Source organism: Burkholderia sp. AW49-1, from assembly GCF_053427845.1.
The window spans coordinates 759,502-773,428 of record NZ_JBSAXF010000001.1 but is presented as its reverse complement, the minus strand read 5'-3'; the positions used below and the strand labels follow the sequence as shown (position 1 = coordinate 773,428).

General features: G+C 68.5%; 14 protein-coding genes. 7 read left to right on the top strand and 7 right to left on the bottom strand.

The annotated features are described in order from the left end of the window. Positions 1–37 precede the first annotated feature (37 nt). Entirely contained in the window at positions 38–1,270 is a 1,233-nt protein-coding gene (locus ACV22W_RS03325; RefSeq protein ID WP_448017695.1) for an MFS transporter, read from the bottom strand. A 156-nt stretch (positions 1,271–1,426) separates the two neighbouring features. On the opposite strand from ACV22W_RS03325, the gene ACV22W_RS03320 reads away from it, so the two are divergent. Continuing rightward, positions 1,427–1,897: a winged helix-turn-helix transcriptional regulator gene (locus ACV22W_RS03320; protein ID WP_448017693.1), complete on the top strand. Its 471-nt coding sequence runs from the start codon at positions 1,427–1,429 to the stop codon at positions 1,895–1,897. Between the two features lie 94 nt (positions 1,898–1,991). On the opposite strand, the gene ACV22W_RS03315 is transcribed toward ACV22W_RS03320, so the two are convergent. The 3 genes from ACV22W_RS03315 to ACV22W_RS03305 all read right to left on the bottom strand — a co-directional run bounded on the left by ACV22W_RS03315 (position 1,992) and on the right by ACV22W_RS03305 (position 4,756). Continuing rightward, complete coding sequence (locus ACV22W_RS03315) at positions 1,992–3,449, bottom strand: MFS transporter (protein ID WP_448017692.1); 1,458 nt, start codon at positions 3,447–3,449, stop codon at positions 1,992–1,994. Positions 3,450–3,620: 171 nt separating this feature from the next. Then, the gene (locus tag ACV22W_RS03310) at positions 3,621–4,388 is read right to left on the bottom strand and encodes a helix-turn-helix domain-containing protein (RefSeq protein ID WP_448017691.1); all 768 of its coding nucleotides are present in this window, start codon (positions 4,386–4,388) and stop codon (positions 3,621–3,623) included. Between the two features lie 26 nt (positions 4,389–4,414). After that, entirely contained in the window at positions 4,415–4,756 is a 342-nt protein-coding gene (locus tag ACV22W_RS03305) for an FKBP-type peptidyl-prolyl cis-trans isomerase (protein ID WP_059531564.1), read from the bottom strand. Between the two features lie 576 nt (positions 4,757–5,332). On the opposite strand from ACV22W_RS03305, the gene ACV22W_RS03300 reads away from it, so the two are divergent. The 3 genes from ACV22W_RS03300 (at position 5,333) to ACV22W_RS03290 (ending at position 8,573) form a co-directional block, all read left to right on the top strand. Next, entirely contained in the window at positions 5,333–6,250 is a 918-nt protein-coding gene (locus ACV22W_RS03300) for a metal-dependent hydrolase (protein WP_448017690.1), read from the top strand. A 443-nt stretch (positions 6,251–6,693) separates the two neighbouring features. Next, positions 6,694–8,166 (top strand): sigma 54-interacting transcriptional regulator, encoded by a 1,473-nt coding sequence (locus ACV22W_RS03295; RefSeq protein WP_448017689.1) that lies wholly within the window; start codon positions 6,694–6,696, stop codon positions 8,164–8,166. A gap of 53 nt (positions 8,167–8,219) precedes the next feature. Further along, complete coding sequence (locus ACV22W_RS03290) at positions 8,220–8,573, top strand: hypothetical protein (protein ID WP_448017688.1); 354 nt, start codon at positions 8,220–8,222, stop codon at positions 8,571–8,573. Between the two features lie 565 nt (positions 8,574–9,138). Here the strand turns inward: ACV22W_RS03290 and ACV22W_RS03285 are convergent. After that, positions 9,139–9,921: an ABC transporter substrate-binding protein gene (locus ACV22W_RS03285; protein WP_448017687.1), complete on the bottom strand. Its 783-nt coding sequence runs from the start codon at positions 9,919–9,921 to the stop codon at positions 9,139–9,141. A gap of 233 nt (positions 9,922–10,154) precedes the next feature. Here ACV22W_RS03285 and ACV22W_RS03280 point away from each other — a divergent pair, with 233 nt between their 5' ends. Together ACV22W_RS03280 and ACV22W_RS03275 are read left to right on the top strand one after the other, a co-directional pair. After that, positions 10,155–10,574, top strand: coding sequence for an MbcA/ParS/Xre antitoxin family protein (locus tag ACV22W_RS03280; protein ID WP_059531557.1), 420 nt, complete (start codon positions 10,155–10,157; stop codon positions 10,572–10,574). A gap of 2 nt (positions 10,575–10,576) precedes the next feature. Further along, positions 10,577–11,275 carry an RES family NAD+ phosphorylase gene (locus tag ACV22W_RS03275; RefSeq protein ID WP_448018116.1) on the top strand — a complete coding sequence of 233 codons (699 nt, stop codon included), beginning with the start codon at positions 10,577–10,579 and terminating at the stop codon, positions 11,273–11,275. Positions 11,276–11,369: 94 nt separating this feature from the next. On the opposite strand, the gene ACV22W_RS03270 is transcribed toward ACV22W_RS03275, so the two are convergent. Continuing rightward, positions 11,370–12,095 carry a metallophosphoesterase gene (locus tag ACV22W_RS03270; RefSeq protein ID WP_448017686.1) on the bottom strand — a complete coding sequence of 242 codons (726 nt, stop codon included), beginning with the start codon at positions 12,093–12,095 and terminating at the stop codon, positions 11,370–11,372. Between the two features lie 136 nt (positions 12,096–12,231). On the opposite strand from ACV22W_RS03270, the gene ACV22W_RS03265 reads away from it, so the two are divergent. Beyond that, complete coding sequence (locus ACV22W_RS03265) at positions 12,232–12,885, top strand: DUF1345 domain-containing protein (RefSeq protein WP_448017685.1); 654 nt, start codon at positions 12,232–12,234, stop codon at positions 12,883–12,885. A gap of 129 nt (positions 12,886–13,014) precedes the next feature. On the opposite strand, the gene ACV22W_RS03260 is transcribed toward ACV22W_RS03265, so the two are convergent. Beyond that, entirely contained in the window at positions 13,015–13,725 is a 711-nt protein-coding gene (locus tag ACV22W_RS03260; protein WP_448017684.1) for a class I SAM-dependent methyltransferase, read from the bottom strand. Between the last annotated feature and the right edge of the window lie 202 nt (positions 13,726–13,927).

Here is a 13,927-nt window from a genome sequence, read left to right as displayed (position 1 = left end):
CCGTGCGAGGCATGCCGCGATTCGTGTACGACATCCGTCATGCACGTTCGAGCGTCATGGCCCATACGGCGAATGCAACCACGCTGACCGCCGCGCCGAGCCCGCAGACGCCGATCCATCCGGCGTGCGCATACGTCATCGTCGACGCAATCGCGCCGAGCCCGCTGCCGACCGAATAGAACAGCATGTAGCAACCGACGAGGCGTGCATGCGCATCGGGCCGCGCGCCGAGGATCATGCTCTGGTTCACGACGTGGACGGCCTGCCCGCCGACGTCGAGCAGCACGATGCCGACGACCAGCAGCGCGATCGATGTGCCGGCGAACGCGAGCGGCAGCCACGAGAGCGCGAGGAGTGCGAGCGCGGCGCCGGTCGTGGCCTCGCCGAGGCCGCGATCCGCGAGCCGGCCGGCGCGTGCGGCGGCTGCCGCACCCAGCGCGCCGACCAGGCCGAATGCACCGATCTGCGTATGCGACATCGCATGCGGTGGCGCGCTCAGCGGCAGCACGAGCGCGCTCCAGAAGATGCTGAACGCCGCGAACATCAGCAGTGCGATCGTCCCGCGCACAAGCAGCACGCGCTCATTGCGCAGCAGCGTGACCATCGAACCGAGCAGCGCCGCGTAGCCGATGCGCTCGCGCGGCGCATCCGCATCGGGCAACAGCCGCGCCAGCGCGACCAGCATCGCGATCGCGAGCGCGCCCGACACCAGATAGACCGCGCGCCAGCCGGCGACATCCGTGACGACACCGGCGAGCGCGCGCGCGGCTAGCAGGCCGATCACGACACCGCCCTGCGCCGCGCCGACCACGCGGCCGCGCTCACCGGCGCCCGCGAGCGCGGCCGAGCAGGCGATCAGCCCTTGCGTCATCGCAGTGCCGAGCAGCCCGACCGCGACCATGCCGGCCAGCAATGCGATGCGCGTCGACGAGGCTGCTACGCCGATGCATGCCGCCGTCAGCAGCAGAAGTTGAACGGTCATCAGGCGTTTGCGATTCAGCAGGTCGCCGAGCGGCACGACGAACAACAGCGCAAGCGCGCAGCCGAGCTGCGTCGCGGTGATGACGCCGCCGACCGCCGCCTGCGATACGCCGAAGTCGCGTGCGATCGAGTCGAGCAGGGGCTGTGCGTAGTACACGTTCGCGACGCTTGCCGCGCAGCAGACGGCCAGCAGCGCGACGAGCGCCGTCGGCACGCGTGACACGGCGACCGGACGAGCGGCGCGCGATGCCACGTTCGACGCGACCGTTCCTGAACAGGACGATTCCATGGGGGGCCTCACGCTCGCTCAAGTAGTTGCAATTTGAAACCAGTATGAGTGTAGAAAAAGTGGTTTTAAAATGCAACCTGTGTGACCGCGGGCGACGGGCCCGCGCACGGACGCCCGGCGGCCCGCGAAGGCGCCGGCGTGACAGCGGAGAGCAATATGGCCAGGCAGAAAAGTCTCGCGGATTCGCCGTGCCCGGTGGCACGGGCGACCGATATCGTCGGCGATCGCTGGGCGTTGCTGATCGTGCGCGACGCGTTTGACGGCGTGCGCCGGTTCGGCGATTTCCGTGCGAGCCTCGGCGTCGCGAGCAACATCCTGTCGGACCGGCTCAGGATGCTGGTGGACGCCGGCGTATTCGAAGTCGTGCCCGCGTCGGACGGCAGCGCGTATCAGGAATACGCGTTGACGAAGAAGGGCGAGGGATTGTTTCCGGTGATCGTGATGTTGCGGCAGTGGGGCGAGGCGAACCTGTTCGAGCGCGGCGAGCCGCATTCGGTGCTGGTCGAGCGCAAGACCGGCCGCGCGATCCGCAAGCTCGCGCTTCGGCACGAAGACGGCCGGCCGCTGAAGGCGGCGGAGACGGTCGTGCGGAAAGTGGGCGACGAGGAGGGCGGGAAGCGCGCGTGAGTGTCCGGTCGCCGCGCGACGCAAGAAACACGTCGTTTCTGCTTCGCGGCGCCGACGCACAGGTCGCGCGCCCGATGACGGCCGGCCGTTCCGTTCAATCGGCTGCCGGCACCGCACGATGCGCACCGTGTGCACCGCGATGCGCATCCGGCCTGATCAGCGTCGCGAGCAGCGCAGCCGCGACCAGCAGCCCGACCGACACACCGGTTTCGACATGCAGGCCCTCGATGGTCTGCCACGCGCCGCCGCCGCCCGCGAGCGCGCCGAACGCGGCGACGCCCATTGCGCCACCGGCCTGTCGTGCGGTGTTCAGCACCGCCGATGCGATACCCGCGCGCTCGTGCTCGACCGACGCGAGCACGGCCGTCGTCATCGCCGGCACCGCGAAGCCCATGCCGGTCGGAATCAGCAGGAACGGCATGAGCAGCAGCGGCAGTGGCGTCGACGCATCGATGAAATGCAGTGCGCCGTAGCCGAGCGCGGCGACCAGCGCGCCCGCGAGCATCGGCGCGCGCGGGCCGTGCCGCGCGACCGCGCGGCCGCTCGCGAGGTTCGACAGCAGGAAGCCGCCCGTGAGCGGCAGGAACGCGAGCCCCGCCTGCCACGCCGATTCGCCGCGCACGTGCTGCAGGTACAGCGCAAGCACGAACACGGTGCCGTAGTACGTGAGGTTCACGCAGATTCCGAACAGGACAGCCGCGCTGAACGTGCGCCGGCGGAACAGCGACAGCGGCAGCATCGGCATCGCAGTGCGCGACTCGACCGCGACGAACGCGAGCCCGGCCAGCGCCGCGAGCGCGAAGCCGCCGGCGACGATCGGATGCGCGAAGCCGAGCGGTTGCCATTCGATCACGGCGGCGGTCAGCGCGGTCAGCATTGCGATCGCGATGAGCTGGCCGCGCAGGTCGAGTGCCCGCACGGAGCGCACGGGCGTCGTCGGTTGCTTCGATGCAACGCCGATGCGACACGCGGGCACCCACGAGAACGTGGCCGCCAGCCCCGCCGCACTCAGCGGCAGGTTGACGAGAAAGATGCCGCGCCAGCCCCATGCGGCGATCAGCAGGCCACCCACGACCGGGCCGGCAGCGATCGAGATCGAGCCCGCGGCAGTCCACCAGCCGACGGCACGGGCGCGCAGACGCGGATCATGCCGGCAGGCGTCGTTGAGCAGTGCGAGTGAATTCGGCAGCATCGCCGCGGCACCGACGCCCTGCAGCGCGCGGGCCGCGATCAGCATCGCGGGTGCGACGGCGGCGCCACACGCAAGTGATGCGAGCGCGAACAGCACGAGGCCGACGACGTATATGCGGCGTGGGCCGAAGCGGTCGCCAAGTGCGCCGCCCGACAGCATCAGCACCGCAAATGCGAGCGTATACGCATCGACGACCCACTGCAGGCCGGCCACCGACAGATGCAGATCGCCGGCCAGACGCGCGAGCGCGATGTTGACGATCGTCACGTCGAGCTGTGTGACGACGAAGCCGATACTGGCGGTCGCGACGATGCGGGCGAGCGCGGGCGGAAAGGCAGGGGAGCGCGTGGTCGTATCCATGCGGTCATGGTAGGACGCGACGGGCGGGCGACGCTTCAGGGAGGCGTGAAGTGTCGATACCGTCGCGATGCGACCGGCCTGCCGGCCGGAGCGCAACGGCAGACCGGGGACGGGAGGCTCAGCGAGCCGTGATTCGGCTTTCCGGCAGGCCGCAGCGGCGTGCGTGAGCGCTCAGTGCCGCTCGCCGCGCCAGCGCCCCGGCGCGACGCCGAAGCGCTTCTTGAAAGCGTGCGTGAACGTGCTCTGGTCGGCAAAGCCGACCATGCCGGCGATGTCGACGAGCGGATGGCGGCCGTCGCCGAGCAGCACGACAGCGACGTCGAGCCGCAGCCGCTGCAGGTAGCGATGCGGGGTTTCGCCGAACGCGTCGACGAACAGTTGATGAAAGCGGCGCATCCCGTAGCCGCAGTGTGCGGCGAGATCGGCGATGCGAAGCGGTTCCGCGAGCCGCGCGCGTAGCCAGCGGTCGATGCGCGCGAAATCCAGGCCCGTCGCGGGCGCGGCGAGGCCGGCATCGTCGAGCAGCGCGTCGCACAGACGCGCGGCGGCCTGCCACTGGAAGCGATGCGCTTGCTGCGTGTCGCCGGCCGTCCCGTCGAGTTGCGCGGCCACCGCCGCGACCTGCGCGACGAGCGACGTCAGCGCCGGGTCGATCGACACGGCACGCGCGCTGTCGAACAGCCGCTGCGGCACCGCGAGCGACGCGGCGGGCAAGTCGAGCACGAGCTGGCGATTGTCGCCGAGGCCCGCGTAATCGTGGCGCGCGCCGGCCGGAATCAGCCATGCCGCGCGTCGGTCGATGCGCTGGCCGACGCCGTCCACCGCCATCACCATCGCGCCGTCGACGCCGATCACGACCTGGTGAAAGTCGTGCACGTCGGATGCTTCGCACGTGTCGTAACGGCGCAGTGCGATGGCGGGAGACGGGATGCGTTCCATCGGAAGGACGTCGGCGGGCGGCGTCGTCAGATGGCGAGCAGTTCGACTTCGAACACGAGCGTCGCGTTCGGGGGGATCACGCCGCCTGCGCCGCGCGGGCCGTAGCCGAGTTGCGGCGGGATCGTCAGGCGACGCACGCCGCCGACCTTCATGCCCTGCACGCCTTCGTCCCAGCCCTTGATGACCATGCCGCCGCCGAGCACGAACGCGAACGGGTCGTTGCGGTCCTTGCTCGAGTCGAATTTCTGACCGTCGGTCAGCCAGCCCGTGTAGTGGACGCTGACGGTCTGGCCGGCTTGCGCTTGCGCGCCGGTGCCTTCGGTCAGGTCTTCGATTTTGAGGCCCGATGCGGTCGTGGTGACAGACATGACTTCTCCTGAAAAGGGGTTGGGTAAAACCGCTATTGTAGGCGAGCGGGCAGGGGGCCGCCGTACGCGGCGAGCGCCCGTGCCGGTCGCGGGTCGGTCGCGGCGGTCTTCGCACAACCCGCCCGATACGCCAATGGAACGCGCGTTTGAATTTTTCGCGAACCGGAGCGACGGGGTTGCACCGCGCGAACGGGGCGCGCGTATGAATCGATGCCACCCGGCTGCTCGGCGTCACGTCGAGCGCCACCGTGCGAGCCCGCGCAACGCCCGTCGCGCGGGGCTTCGTGCCGATTTCGGCGCGTGCATGCGCCGCCCCGGCTGCCGGTCGCGTGCCGGCATGCGCGTTCGAATCGCGGCACGCGCGAACGCCGCCCGAACGTCGTTTTTTCCGCGCTGCCGACCGTGCCCTGTTTGGAAGCGCGCATCTACCGCGCGGCTTGCGCGCGGCGCCGGCCGGCGCCTATCTTTACAGCTATCGATGTCAAGATTTCGGCATTGCGCAATGCGCCGCCCGGGCCCGCGCCGACAAGGCCGCGACGCCTGCTGTGCCGCCCGAGAACCAGGAGAACGACGAACATGAAGTCAGCTGCTTCCGCCACCTCGGCCGAGGTGATGCCGGTGCGCCGCGACCTGCGTTTCGACCTGCCGGTCGAACGTGCGAAGGACTGGCATGGGCTCGGCCCGCACGTGACCCACTTCTTCAATGCGCTGTCGCTGCTGTTTCCGGCTGGCGAGCGCTTTTTCATGGATTCGGTGCGCAATTACCGCGACCGGATCGACGACCCGGTGCTCAAGCGGCAGGTGCTCGGCTTCATTGGCCAGGAGGCGATGCATACGCGCGAGCACGTCGAATACAACGAACTGATGCAGGCCAACCACCTGCCCGCGCGCAAGCTCGACAAGCGCGTGTGGACGGTGCTCGGCTTCATGAAGCGCACGCTGCCGCATTCGGTGCAACTCGCGCACACGGTCGCCGCCGAACACTACACGGCGATGCTCGCGGACTGGCTCCTGCGCGACCCGACGCGCCTGGAAGGCTCCGTCGAAGGCTACCGGCAGATGTGGCTGTGGCATGCGCTCGAGGAAACCGAGCACAAGGCCGTGTCGTACGACGTGTGGAACGCCGCGATGAAGCCGGGCCCGCGCCGCTACCTGATCCGCGTCGGCGTTTACCTGGCGACGACGCTGACGTTCTGGCCGACCGTGTTCCTGATGCACGTGACGCTGCTGTCGCGCGATCGCGACATCAGGAATCGCGTGCGCGGCATGCTGCGCATGATTGCATTCCTGTACGGGCCGCGCCGCGGGCTGTTCCCGCGCATCGCGGGTGAATGGCTGAGCTTTTTCCGGCCGGGCTTCCATCCGTGGGACCACGACAACCGTCACCACCTCGCGCGCGTCGACGCGCTCGTCGCCGCCTACGGGGAACACGACGGCGCGTCGGCCGGACGCGGCCGCGCCAACGTGCTCGCGCCGCTCGCTTCGGGGCGCTGACGCCGTCGCCGCGCTACGCGGCACGTGTTGCGTTCGTGCATCAGCCCCACTTCTTCAGACGATTGACCGGCGTCAAGCGTAAAACGGTTGCGCGAGCGGATGCCGGCACGGCCGCCGCGGTCGCGCCGGTGCCTGCCGCCGGTCCGATTCCACGTGCCCGGCGTCGCGTGTCGCACCGGCGCGCCCGCGCCGGCGCGGCTTCCCGGGCTCGATGCCCGTGTACGGCGGCGTCTTCGCACCCGCCTCGCCACCGGGAAATCACCCATCTAGCCGCGCATCGGCGGCACCGATATACCGTTCATGAAAGGATCCGCCCGGCGCGCGATTGTTGCCCGGGGGGATTTTATTCGGACGGAAATGCGGCCAATATGTCGGTTCAATCGAGGTCCTTCGGACGCGGCGGCGAGCCGGCGCGCGATACCAATGCCAAGCGGGGAACAACGATGGTTGCAAGGTCACCCGACGCAAGCGGGACGACGGCGTCCGAGATGCCGCTCGTGTCCGTTACCGCTCCCGAGGCCGGACGCAAGCTGTTCGTGATCATGCGTTCGCCGGACGAGCCGTTGCTGGCGCAGCTGCGCGAGCTCGGCTGGGACATCTCGGTCGCGAAGACGGCCGGCGCCGCGCAGAACATGACGTCCGGCGTGAACGTCGCCGCCGGGCTCGTCGATTTCTCGGGCTTCACGTCACGCGACTATCCCGCGCTGAAGGCATGCCTGAGCCAGCCGGCGATCGGCTGGATTTCCGTCGCGCAGGCCGGCATCACGATCGGCGTTGCCGTGCGCGAGCTGATCCGCAGCTACTGTTTCGATTACGTGACGCTGCCGTTGCCGTACGAATGGATTTCGCACGTGCTCGGCCACGCGCGCGGCATGGCCGCGCTCGATCGCGTCGACGGCGCGGCGTACGCGGCGTCGATCGGCGAGCACGGGATGATCGGCAACTGCGAGGCGATGCAGCAGTTGTTCAGCACGATCCGCAAGGTCGCGAAGACCGACGCGAGCGTGTTCATCTCCGGCGAGTCGGGCACCGGCAAGGAACTGACGGCACTCGCGATCCACGAGCGCTCGGTGCGCGGCAAGGGGCCGTTCGTCGCGATCAACTGCGGTGCGATTCCGCATCACCTGCTGCAGTCGGAACTGTTCGGCTATGAGCGCGGCGCATTCACCGGGGCGAACCAGCGGCGCGCGGGCCGGATCGAATCCGCGAACGGCGGCACGCTGTTTCTCGACGAAATCGGCGACATGCCGGTCGAAAGCCAGGCGAGCCTGCTGCGCTTCCTGCAGGAAGGGAAGATCGAGCGGCTCGGCGGCCAGGAATCGATTCCGGTCGACGTGCGGATCATCTCGGCGACGCACGTGGATCTCGACGGCGCGGTCGAAGCCGGGCGCTTCCGCGCGGACCTCTATCACCGGCTCTGCGTGCTGCGCATTCACGAGCCGCCGCTGCGCGCGCGCGGCAAGGACATCGATATCCTCGCGCATTACGTGCTGCAGAAATACAAATCCGACAGCGGCCGCAAGATCAGCGGGTTCACGTCGGCCGCGCTCGACGCGATGCGCCGCTACGAGTGGCCCGGCAACGTGCGCGAGCTGATCAACCGGGTGCGCCGCGCGATCGTGATGGCCGAGAGCCGGCTGCTGACGCCGCACGATCTCGGGCTCGATGTCCCGGGCGAAACGGAGCCCGTGACGCTCGAGCAGGCGCGTTCGCTGGCGGAGCGCACCGCGATCGAAAACGCGCTGTTGCGCAACGATCACCGGATCAACAAGGCCGCCGCCGAGCTCGGCATCTCGCGCGTCACGCTCTACCGGATGATGATCGAGCACGGGCTCAACGACCACGACAACAACGGCGACAACGCCGGAAAGGACAGCGCGCCGCCCGATGACGCCAACCACCAGCGAGTCGGCTGAACGGCGGCGGGAGGTGGCGCGGTCGGCCGGGCGTCCGGCACCATGTAAAGAGCGTGAAACGTTTCCTGCCGGCGACCGCCCAAATCGGCCCGGCAAGCGCATGCGGCGGCGTGCTGCCCGTGCCGGGAAAATTTTCCGGCTCGTCCGCGCGCCTTGTCCGTCAAGGCGTTGCCGCCACCTGGCCGGGCCAGCCTGCGCCCGGCATGTTTCAGTTTCGCAACGTCCTGCCTGTTCCGCCCGTTCCGGCCGCGGGCTTGTCCGATGAAAGCCTTGTGCGGCCGGCCCGAAACGAAGCTGGCCCGCTCCTTGCGGCGTTCGAGGTGCGAGAGTCGACGACGTGGCGTCCGGCCGGTTCGGCAGCGAACCATGCGAGGACCGGCAAGGACGCAGTCCGGGGGATGACCTGACGGACGGGCAGCAACAGCCCTGCTCCGAACGGCATGGGCCGTTGTCGACGGATCGTCGGGGCGCCGGCGGTGTCCGGTTGCCGGTACAAGCTACGGTTCGAATACGGGGTAGAAAAATGACGAACGATCGCCACACGCCGCGGCCGGCAGGCCGCGACCGCAGTGATTCGACCCATCGCCGGTCGACCGCGCATCTTGCTGCCGGTCGGCATGCGTCGACAGGCCATCTCTCCGCGCCCGGTGCGAGGCGGATCCGGCTGATACCCGGTCATCCGCGCCGGGCCGGCGCTTTTCCGCTCGCCAACCCGATCCGCATGGGGATGTGCACGCGGGCACCGGTCCCCCGGCGCCCGATCTTCGCTTATTGACGACGTCGAGCACCTGCGGTCGCCAGCGCAGGGTGATCCGTTTGCAATGCGAATGACGTGCGGCGTCCGGATGCGCGATACGGACGATGAACCGGCGCGGCGGCGAACGTCAGGGAGGCGTCGCTGTCCGGCGAGCAGGGGAGGGGCGGTCAGGCCGCGCGCGACGGGCATCGCACCCGTGCGCGCGCGGCACCGCTTCAGCCGCCGTAGATGTCGAAGTCGAAGTACTTCGACGCGAGCCGCTTGTACGTGCCGTCCTTGACCATGTCGAGGATCGCGCGATCGATCTTCGCCTTCAGGTCGGTGTCTTCCTTGCGCAGCCCGATGCCGGCGCCGATGCCGAGCACTTTCTCGTCGACGAGTTCGGGCCCGACGAACTGGTAGCCCGCTCCGCGCGGCGACTTCAGAAACCCGATCGCGGCCTGCACCTCGTCCTGCAGTGCGGCGTCGAGGCGGCCCGACGTCAGGTCCGCATACACGCCGTCCTGGTTCTGGTACGACACGACGTTCGCACCCTGCTTCGCCCAGTAGGCCTTCGCATACGCTTCCTGCGTCGTGCCCTGTTCGACGCCGATCGACTTGCCCTTCAGCGATTCGGCCGTCGGCAGCAGCGGCGAACCCTTCTTCACGACGAGCCGCGTCGGCTGGTTGTAGATCTTCGTCGTGAAGCCGATCTGTTCCGCGCGCTGCGGCGTGATCGACATCGACGACAGCACTGCGTCGAACTTCTTCGCCTTCAGCGCCGGGATCATCCCGTCGAAATCGTTCTCGAGCCACAGGCACTTCGCCTTCAGCCGCGCGCAGATCTCGTTGCCGAGGTCGATGTCGAAGCCGACGAGCTTGCCGTCGGGCGCCTTTGATTCGAACGGCGCGTAACTGGCGTCGGTGCCGAAGCGCAGCGTGGTCCAGTCCTTCGCGACGGCGGGGCCTGCCGATACCGCGAGCAGGGCGATCGAAACGGCGGCAATCAGTCTCTTCATGGTGGTTCCTTGGCGTGGTCTATCCGGTTCTGGGCGACACGGTTGCTGCGGGGACGCACCGCGTCCCGATGCGCCGTCCGCACGGTCATTAACGCAGAAAATAAAATATCAGTCCAGAATGGACAAAAAATATCGATCCTTCGGACGGAATGCCGACGCGGTGGGGGACGACCCTTGCAAAAATACGAAAATGGACTAATCTTGTTAGTAAATTCGTTTCGAGACTAACGATCATGTCACAGCCCGCCTTCGATCCGCATTCCGCCCCGCGGCAGGCCTCGGTCGCGCAGATGTCGGCGGCCGGCCTGCGCGCATTCTTCAACATCGCACGCGACTGGGAGCTGACGATCGACGAACAGATCGTGCTGCTCGGGTCGCCCGGCCGCTCGACGTTCTTCAAGTGGAAGGCGGCGCCGGAATCGGCGCGCCTGCCGCGCGATACGCTCGAGCGGCTATCGCTGCTGCTCGGCATCTACAAGGCGCTGCAGATCCTGCTGCCGCAGCCGGCCGCCGCCGACACCTGGGTCAAGCGGCCCAACGACGCCGCGCCGTTCGGCGGCAAGCGCGCGCTCGACCGCATGCTCGCCGGCAACGTCGGCGACCTGGTTGCCGTCCGTCAATATCTCGACGCGATGCGAGGTGGTTGGGCGTGACGATGCCGATCGAAGCAGTACGACACTGGCCCACGACCGTCGTCGACTGGGCACCTGCCTATCGCGTGATACCCACCCGTTTCCCGGCCATCAACCTGTTCGACCGCGTCGCGTCGGCCGAGGATTTCGACGCGCTCTATGCGCTCGAATCGCTGACCAATGACCGCATCCGCAACGAAGTCGGCACGCTCGAACTCGTGCCGCCGGCCGAGCGTCGCTACGGCCAGGGCTGGGGGCCGATCATGGCCGCGTTCACGCACCTGAATCCGCTGGGCAGCCGCTTTTCCGACGGCAGCTACGGCGTGTTCTACTGCGGGCGGTCACGCGATACGGCGATCGCCGAGACGCGCTATCACAGTGGGCTGTTCCTGGCCGCCACGAAGGAGGCGCCGATGCGCCAGCAGATGCGGTTGTACACGGTGTATGCGCAGGGCGACGTCGCCGACGTGCGCACGTGGTCGCAGCGCAGCCCGGGGCTGCTCGATCCGCTCGATTACAGCGCCGGGCAGGCGCTCGGCCGCGCGGTGCGCAACGCGGGCGGAGCGGGGATCGTCTATCCGTCGGTGCGCGACCCGCGCGGCGAGTGCCTCGCGGCGTTCCGCACGACGTTGTTGCGCGACTGTCATCACGCGGCGTATCTCGAATACAACTGGAACGGTTCCGCGATCGATGCGGTGTTCGAATTGAACCAGGTCGGTTAGCCAGCGCTGTGCTCGTGCACGCAAACGCGTGCGCGTCGGGCCCGCCACGAAGGCTGCGGGCCCCGACAAGGTCCGCTATTGGCGTGAACGGGCCTCAAGGCAGCGGCAGATCGCCCGCATGACGTGCGCGCGCATCGGCCTGGGTGAGCGACCACGTGTCGCCCGTACGCGGCTCGACGATCGTCAGTCGTCCCGACGGTGCGAACGCGCCGGTGTCGATGAACCATTGCGCGCCGATGCGCTGCGGCGCGCGCACCGGCGTGTGGCCGGTGCAGGTCAGCGACAGGCCGGCCTGCCGGGCCGGGTCGGCGAGCCCCTGCACCAGGTCGCGCCCCCAGATCAGCCGCTCGCGCACGTCGGGCGAATAGCTGCCCGTGTCGAGTTCGGCGTCCGGGCCGAAGAATTCCGCATGCAGCACGTTGAAGCGCGCGGGGCCGTCGCCGATCACGCGCACGAGCGGCAGCGCGTCGACGCGTGCCGCATGCGCGTGCAGCCGTTCCGGCGGGAGATCGGCGCCCCAGTCGCCGCCGATCCCGCGCCACGCGTCGGCCGACAGCTTGCCGCGCGACACGAGGCTCAGCACTTCTTCGTGATTGCCGCGCACCACGTGGCACCACGGGCGGTCGAGCAACTCGAGCGCGGTTTCGGAGGCGGGGCCGCGATCGACGAGATCGCCGACCGAAAACAGCCGGTCGCGAGCCGGGTCGAAGCCGATGTCGTGCAGCAGCGCGCGCAGCACATCCACGCAACCGTGCAGATCGCCGACGACGAAGTCGCGGCCGGCCGCGTTCGCGGGATGATGGCAGAGGACGGGAGTCATCCCGATATCTTAGGCGCTCACGCCCATCGCAACGTCATGCAGGAATGGCGATAATCGGGGCGGTACCGCCCGGCGCGGCGCAGCGGGCCGTTCGCACGCCGGCCGAACCCTTTCCATCCGCTTTCGGAATCGTACGATGACGCTTTATCCGCAGGTGTTACGCAATCGGCCGCGCATGGTCGCCGCCCTCGTCGCGGGCGTGCTGTGCGCGGTGCTGCTGCCGTTGCAGTTGAGGCCGACCGCGCGCGCGCTGATCGGCTGGGATTGCACGATCTGGCTGTATCTCGCGCTGATGTGGGGACGCATGGTCACCGCACATCATCACCAGGTGCGCGAGATCGCGATCCGCGAGGACGAGAACGCAACGACCGTGCTGACGGTCATCTGCATCGCGACGGTCGCGAGCGTGGCCGCGATCGCGATCGAACTCGCCACCGCGAAGAACGTCGGCTTTCGTGCCGGGCTCGGCCATTACGCGGTCACTGGCGCGACGCTGTTCGGCGCATGGTTCCTGATTCCGACGATTTTCACGCTGCACTATGCGCGGCTTTATTACGGCTCGCCGAGCAGCGATCGCGCTCTGCGGTTCCCCGACCGCAACCCCGAGCCCGATTACTGGGATTTCCTGTATTTCGCGTTTACGCTCGCGGTCGCGTCGCAGACGGCCGACGTATCGCTCGCGAACCGTTCCGCGCGGCGGGCGGTGCTCGCGCAGTCGATCCTGTCGTTCTACTTCAACATGGCCGTGCTGGGGCTGTCGATCAACGTCGCGGCAGGGTTGTTGAGCTGACGCGGGTGACTTGAGGCGTTCGTACGGACTGCCACGTTCAAGCGAGCGGCGGTCGGCGGCCCGCATGTGAATCGCCACGAGAAAGCGCGCGATTGCCGGATGCTCGCCGCCGCGCGCCGTTTCGCGTTGTCACGCACCGCGCCGCACCGCGATCCACGCCCCCCAGAAGAGGCTCGAGAAAAAGCGCAGCGGCGCATCGAAGCCCGCATCGTGCAGCAATGCGAACACGGCTTCCTCGGCAGCCGGCGGATCGGCACCCTGCAGGATTTTCGCAAGCTGCGCGCGCACGGCGTCGGGCGATGCGCCCTTCATTCGCCAGCGCTGCTGCCACGCGTCGAGCAGGCGAGGGTGGTCAGCGTAGCGGCGATAGTTGCCCGCGATCACGAGCGGCGCGCCGGGTTTCAGGCGGCGCGCGATCGCGTCCAGCAGCGCGGCCTTCGCCGCGTCGCCGGGGACGTGATGCAGCACGCCGATCAATGTCGCGCCGTCGAAGGCCGGCGCATCGGGCAGCGCATCGACGCCGGCCTCGACGAATTGCGTGCGGGCGGCGAAACCCGCCGCTTCGACGTTAACACGCGCGAGCGCGAGCATCGGCGCGGACGGATCGACGGCCGTGAACTGCCAGCCGGGTTCCAGCGCCGCGGGTACGCAGATTTCCTGCCCGGTGCCGCCTGCACCCACGACGAGGAGCCTCGCCTCCGGCGCACTGATCGCCGACGCGAGCATGCACGCGGCGAGCTCGTGGCATGCGTCGTAGCCGGCGAGCGCGATGCGGGATTGTTCGGCGTATTCGTGCGCGCGTGCCGGATCGAACTTCGCGACGCTGGCGGGGAGCGACATGGCGGGATTCCTCGGGTTCGGGCGAGGACGGGGTGTCCACGCGCATCGCACGGAGCGTAAGCGCGGGTCGGCCGCGCAGCAAGGCGAGTGGACATTCCGGTATGCGGACTACCCGATTCGGCGCGCGCTACGCGCATACGTTGGCGGGGTCGATTCGCATTTAAAAATGTGAGGATTCGATGCATCGCGGCCGCGAAACCGG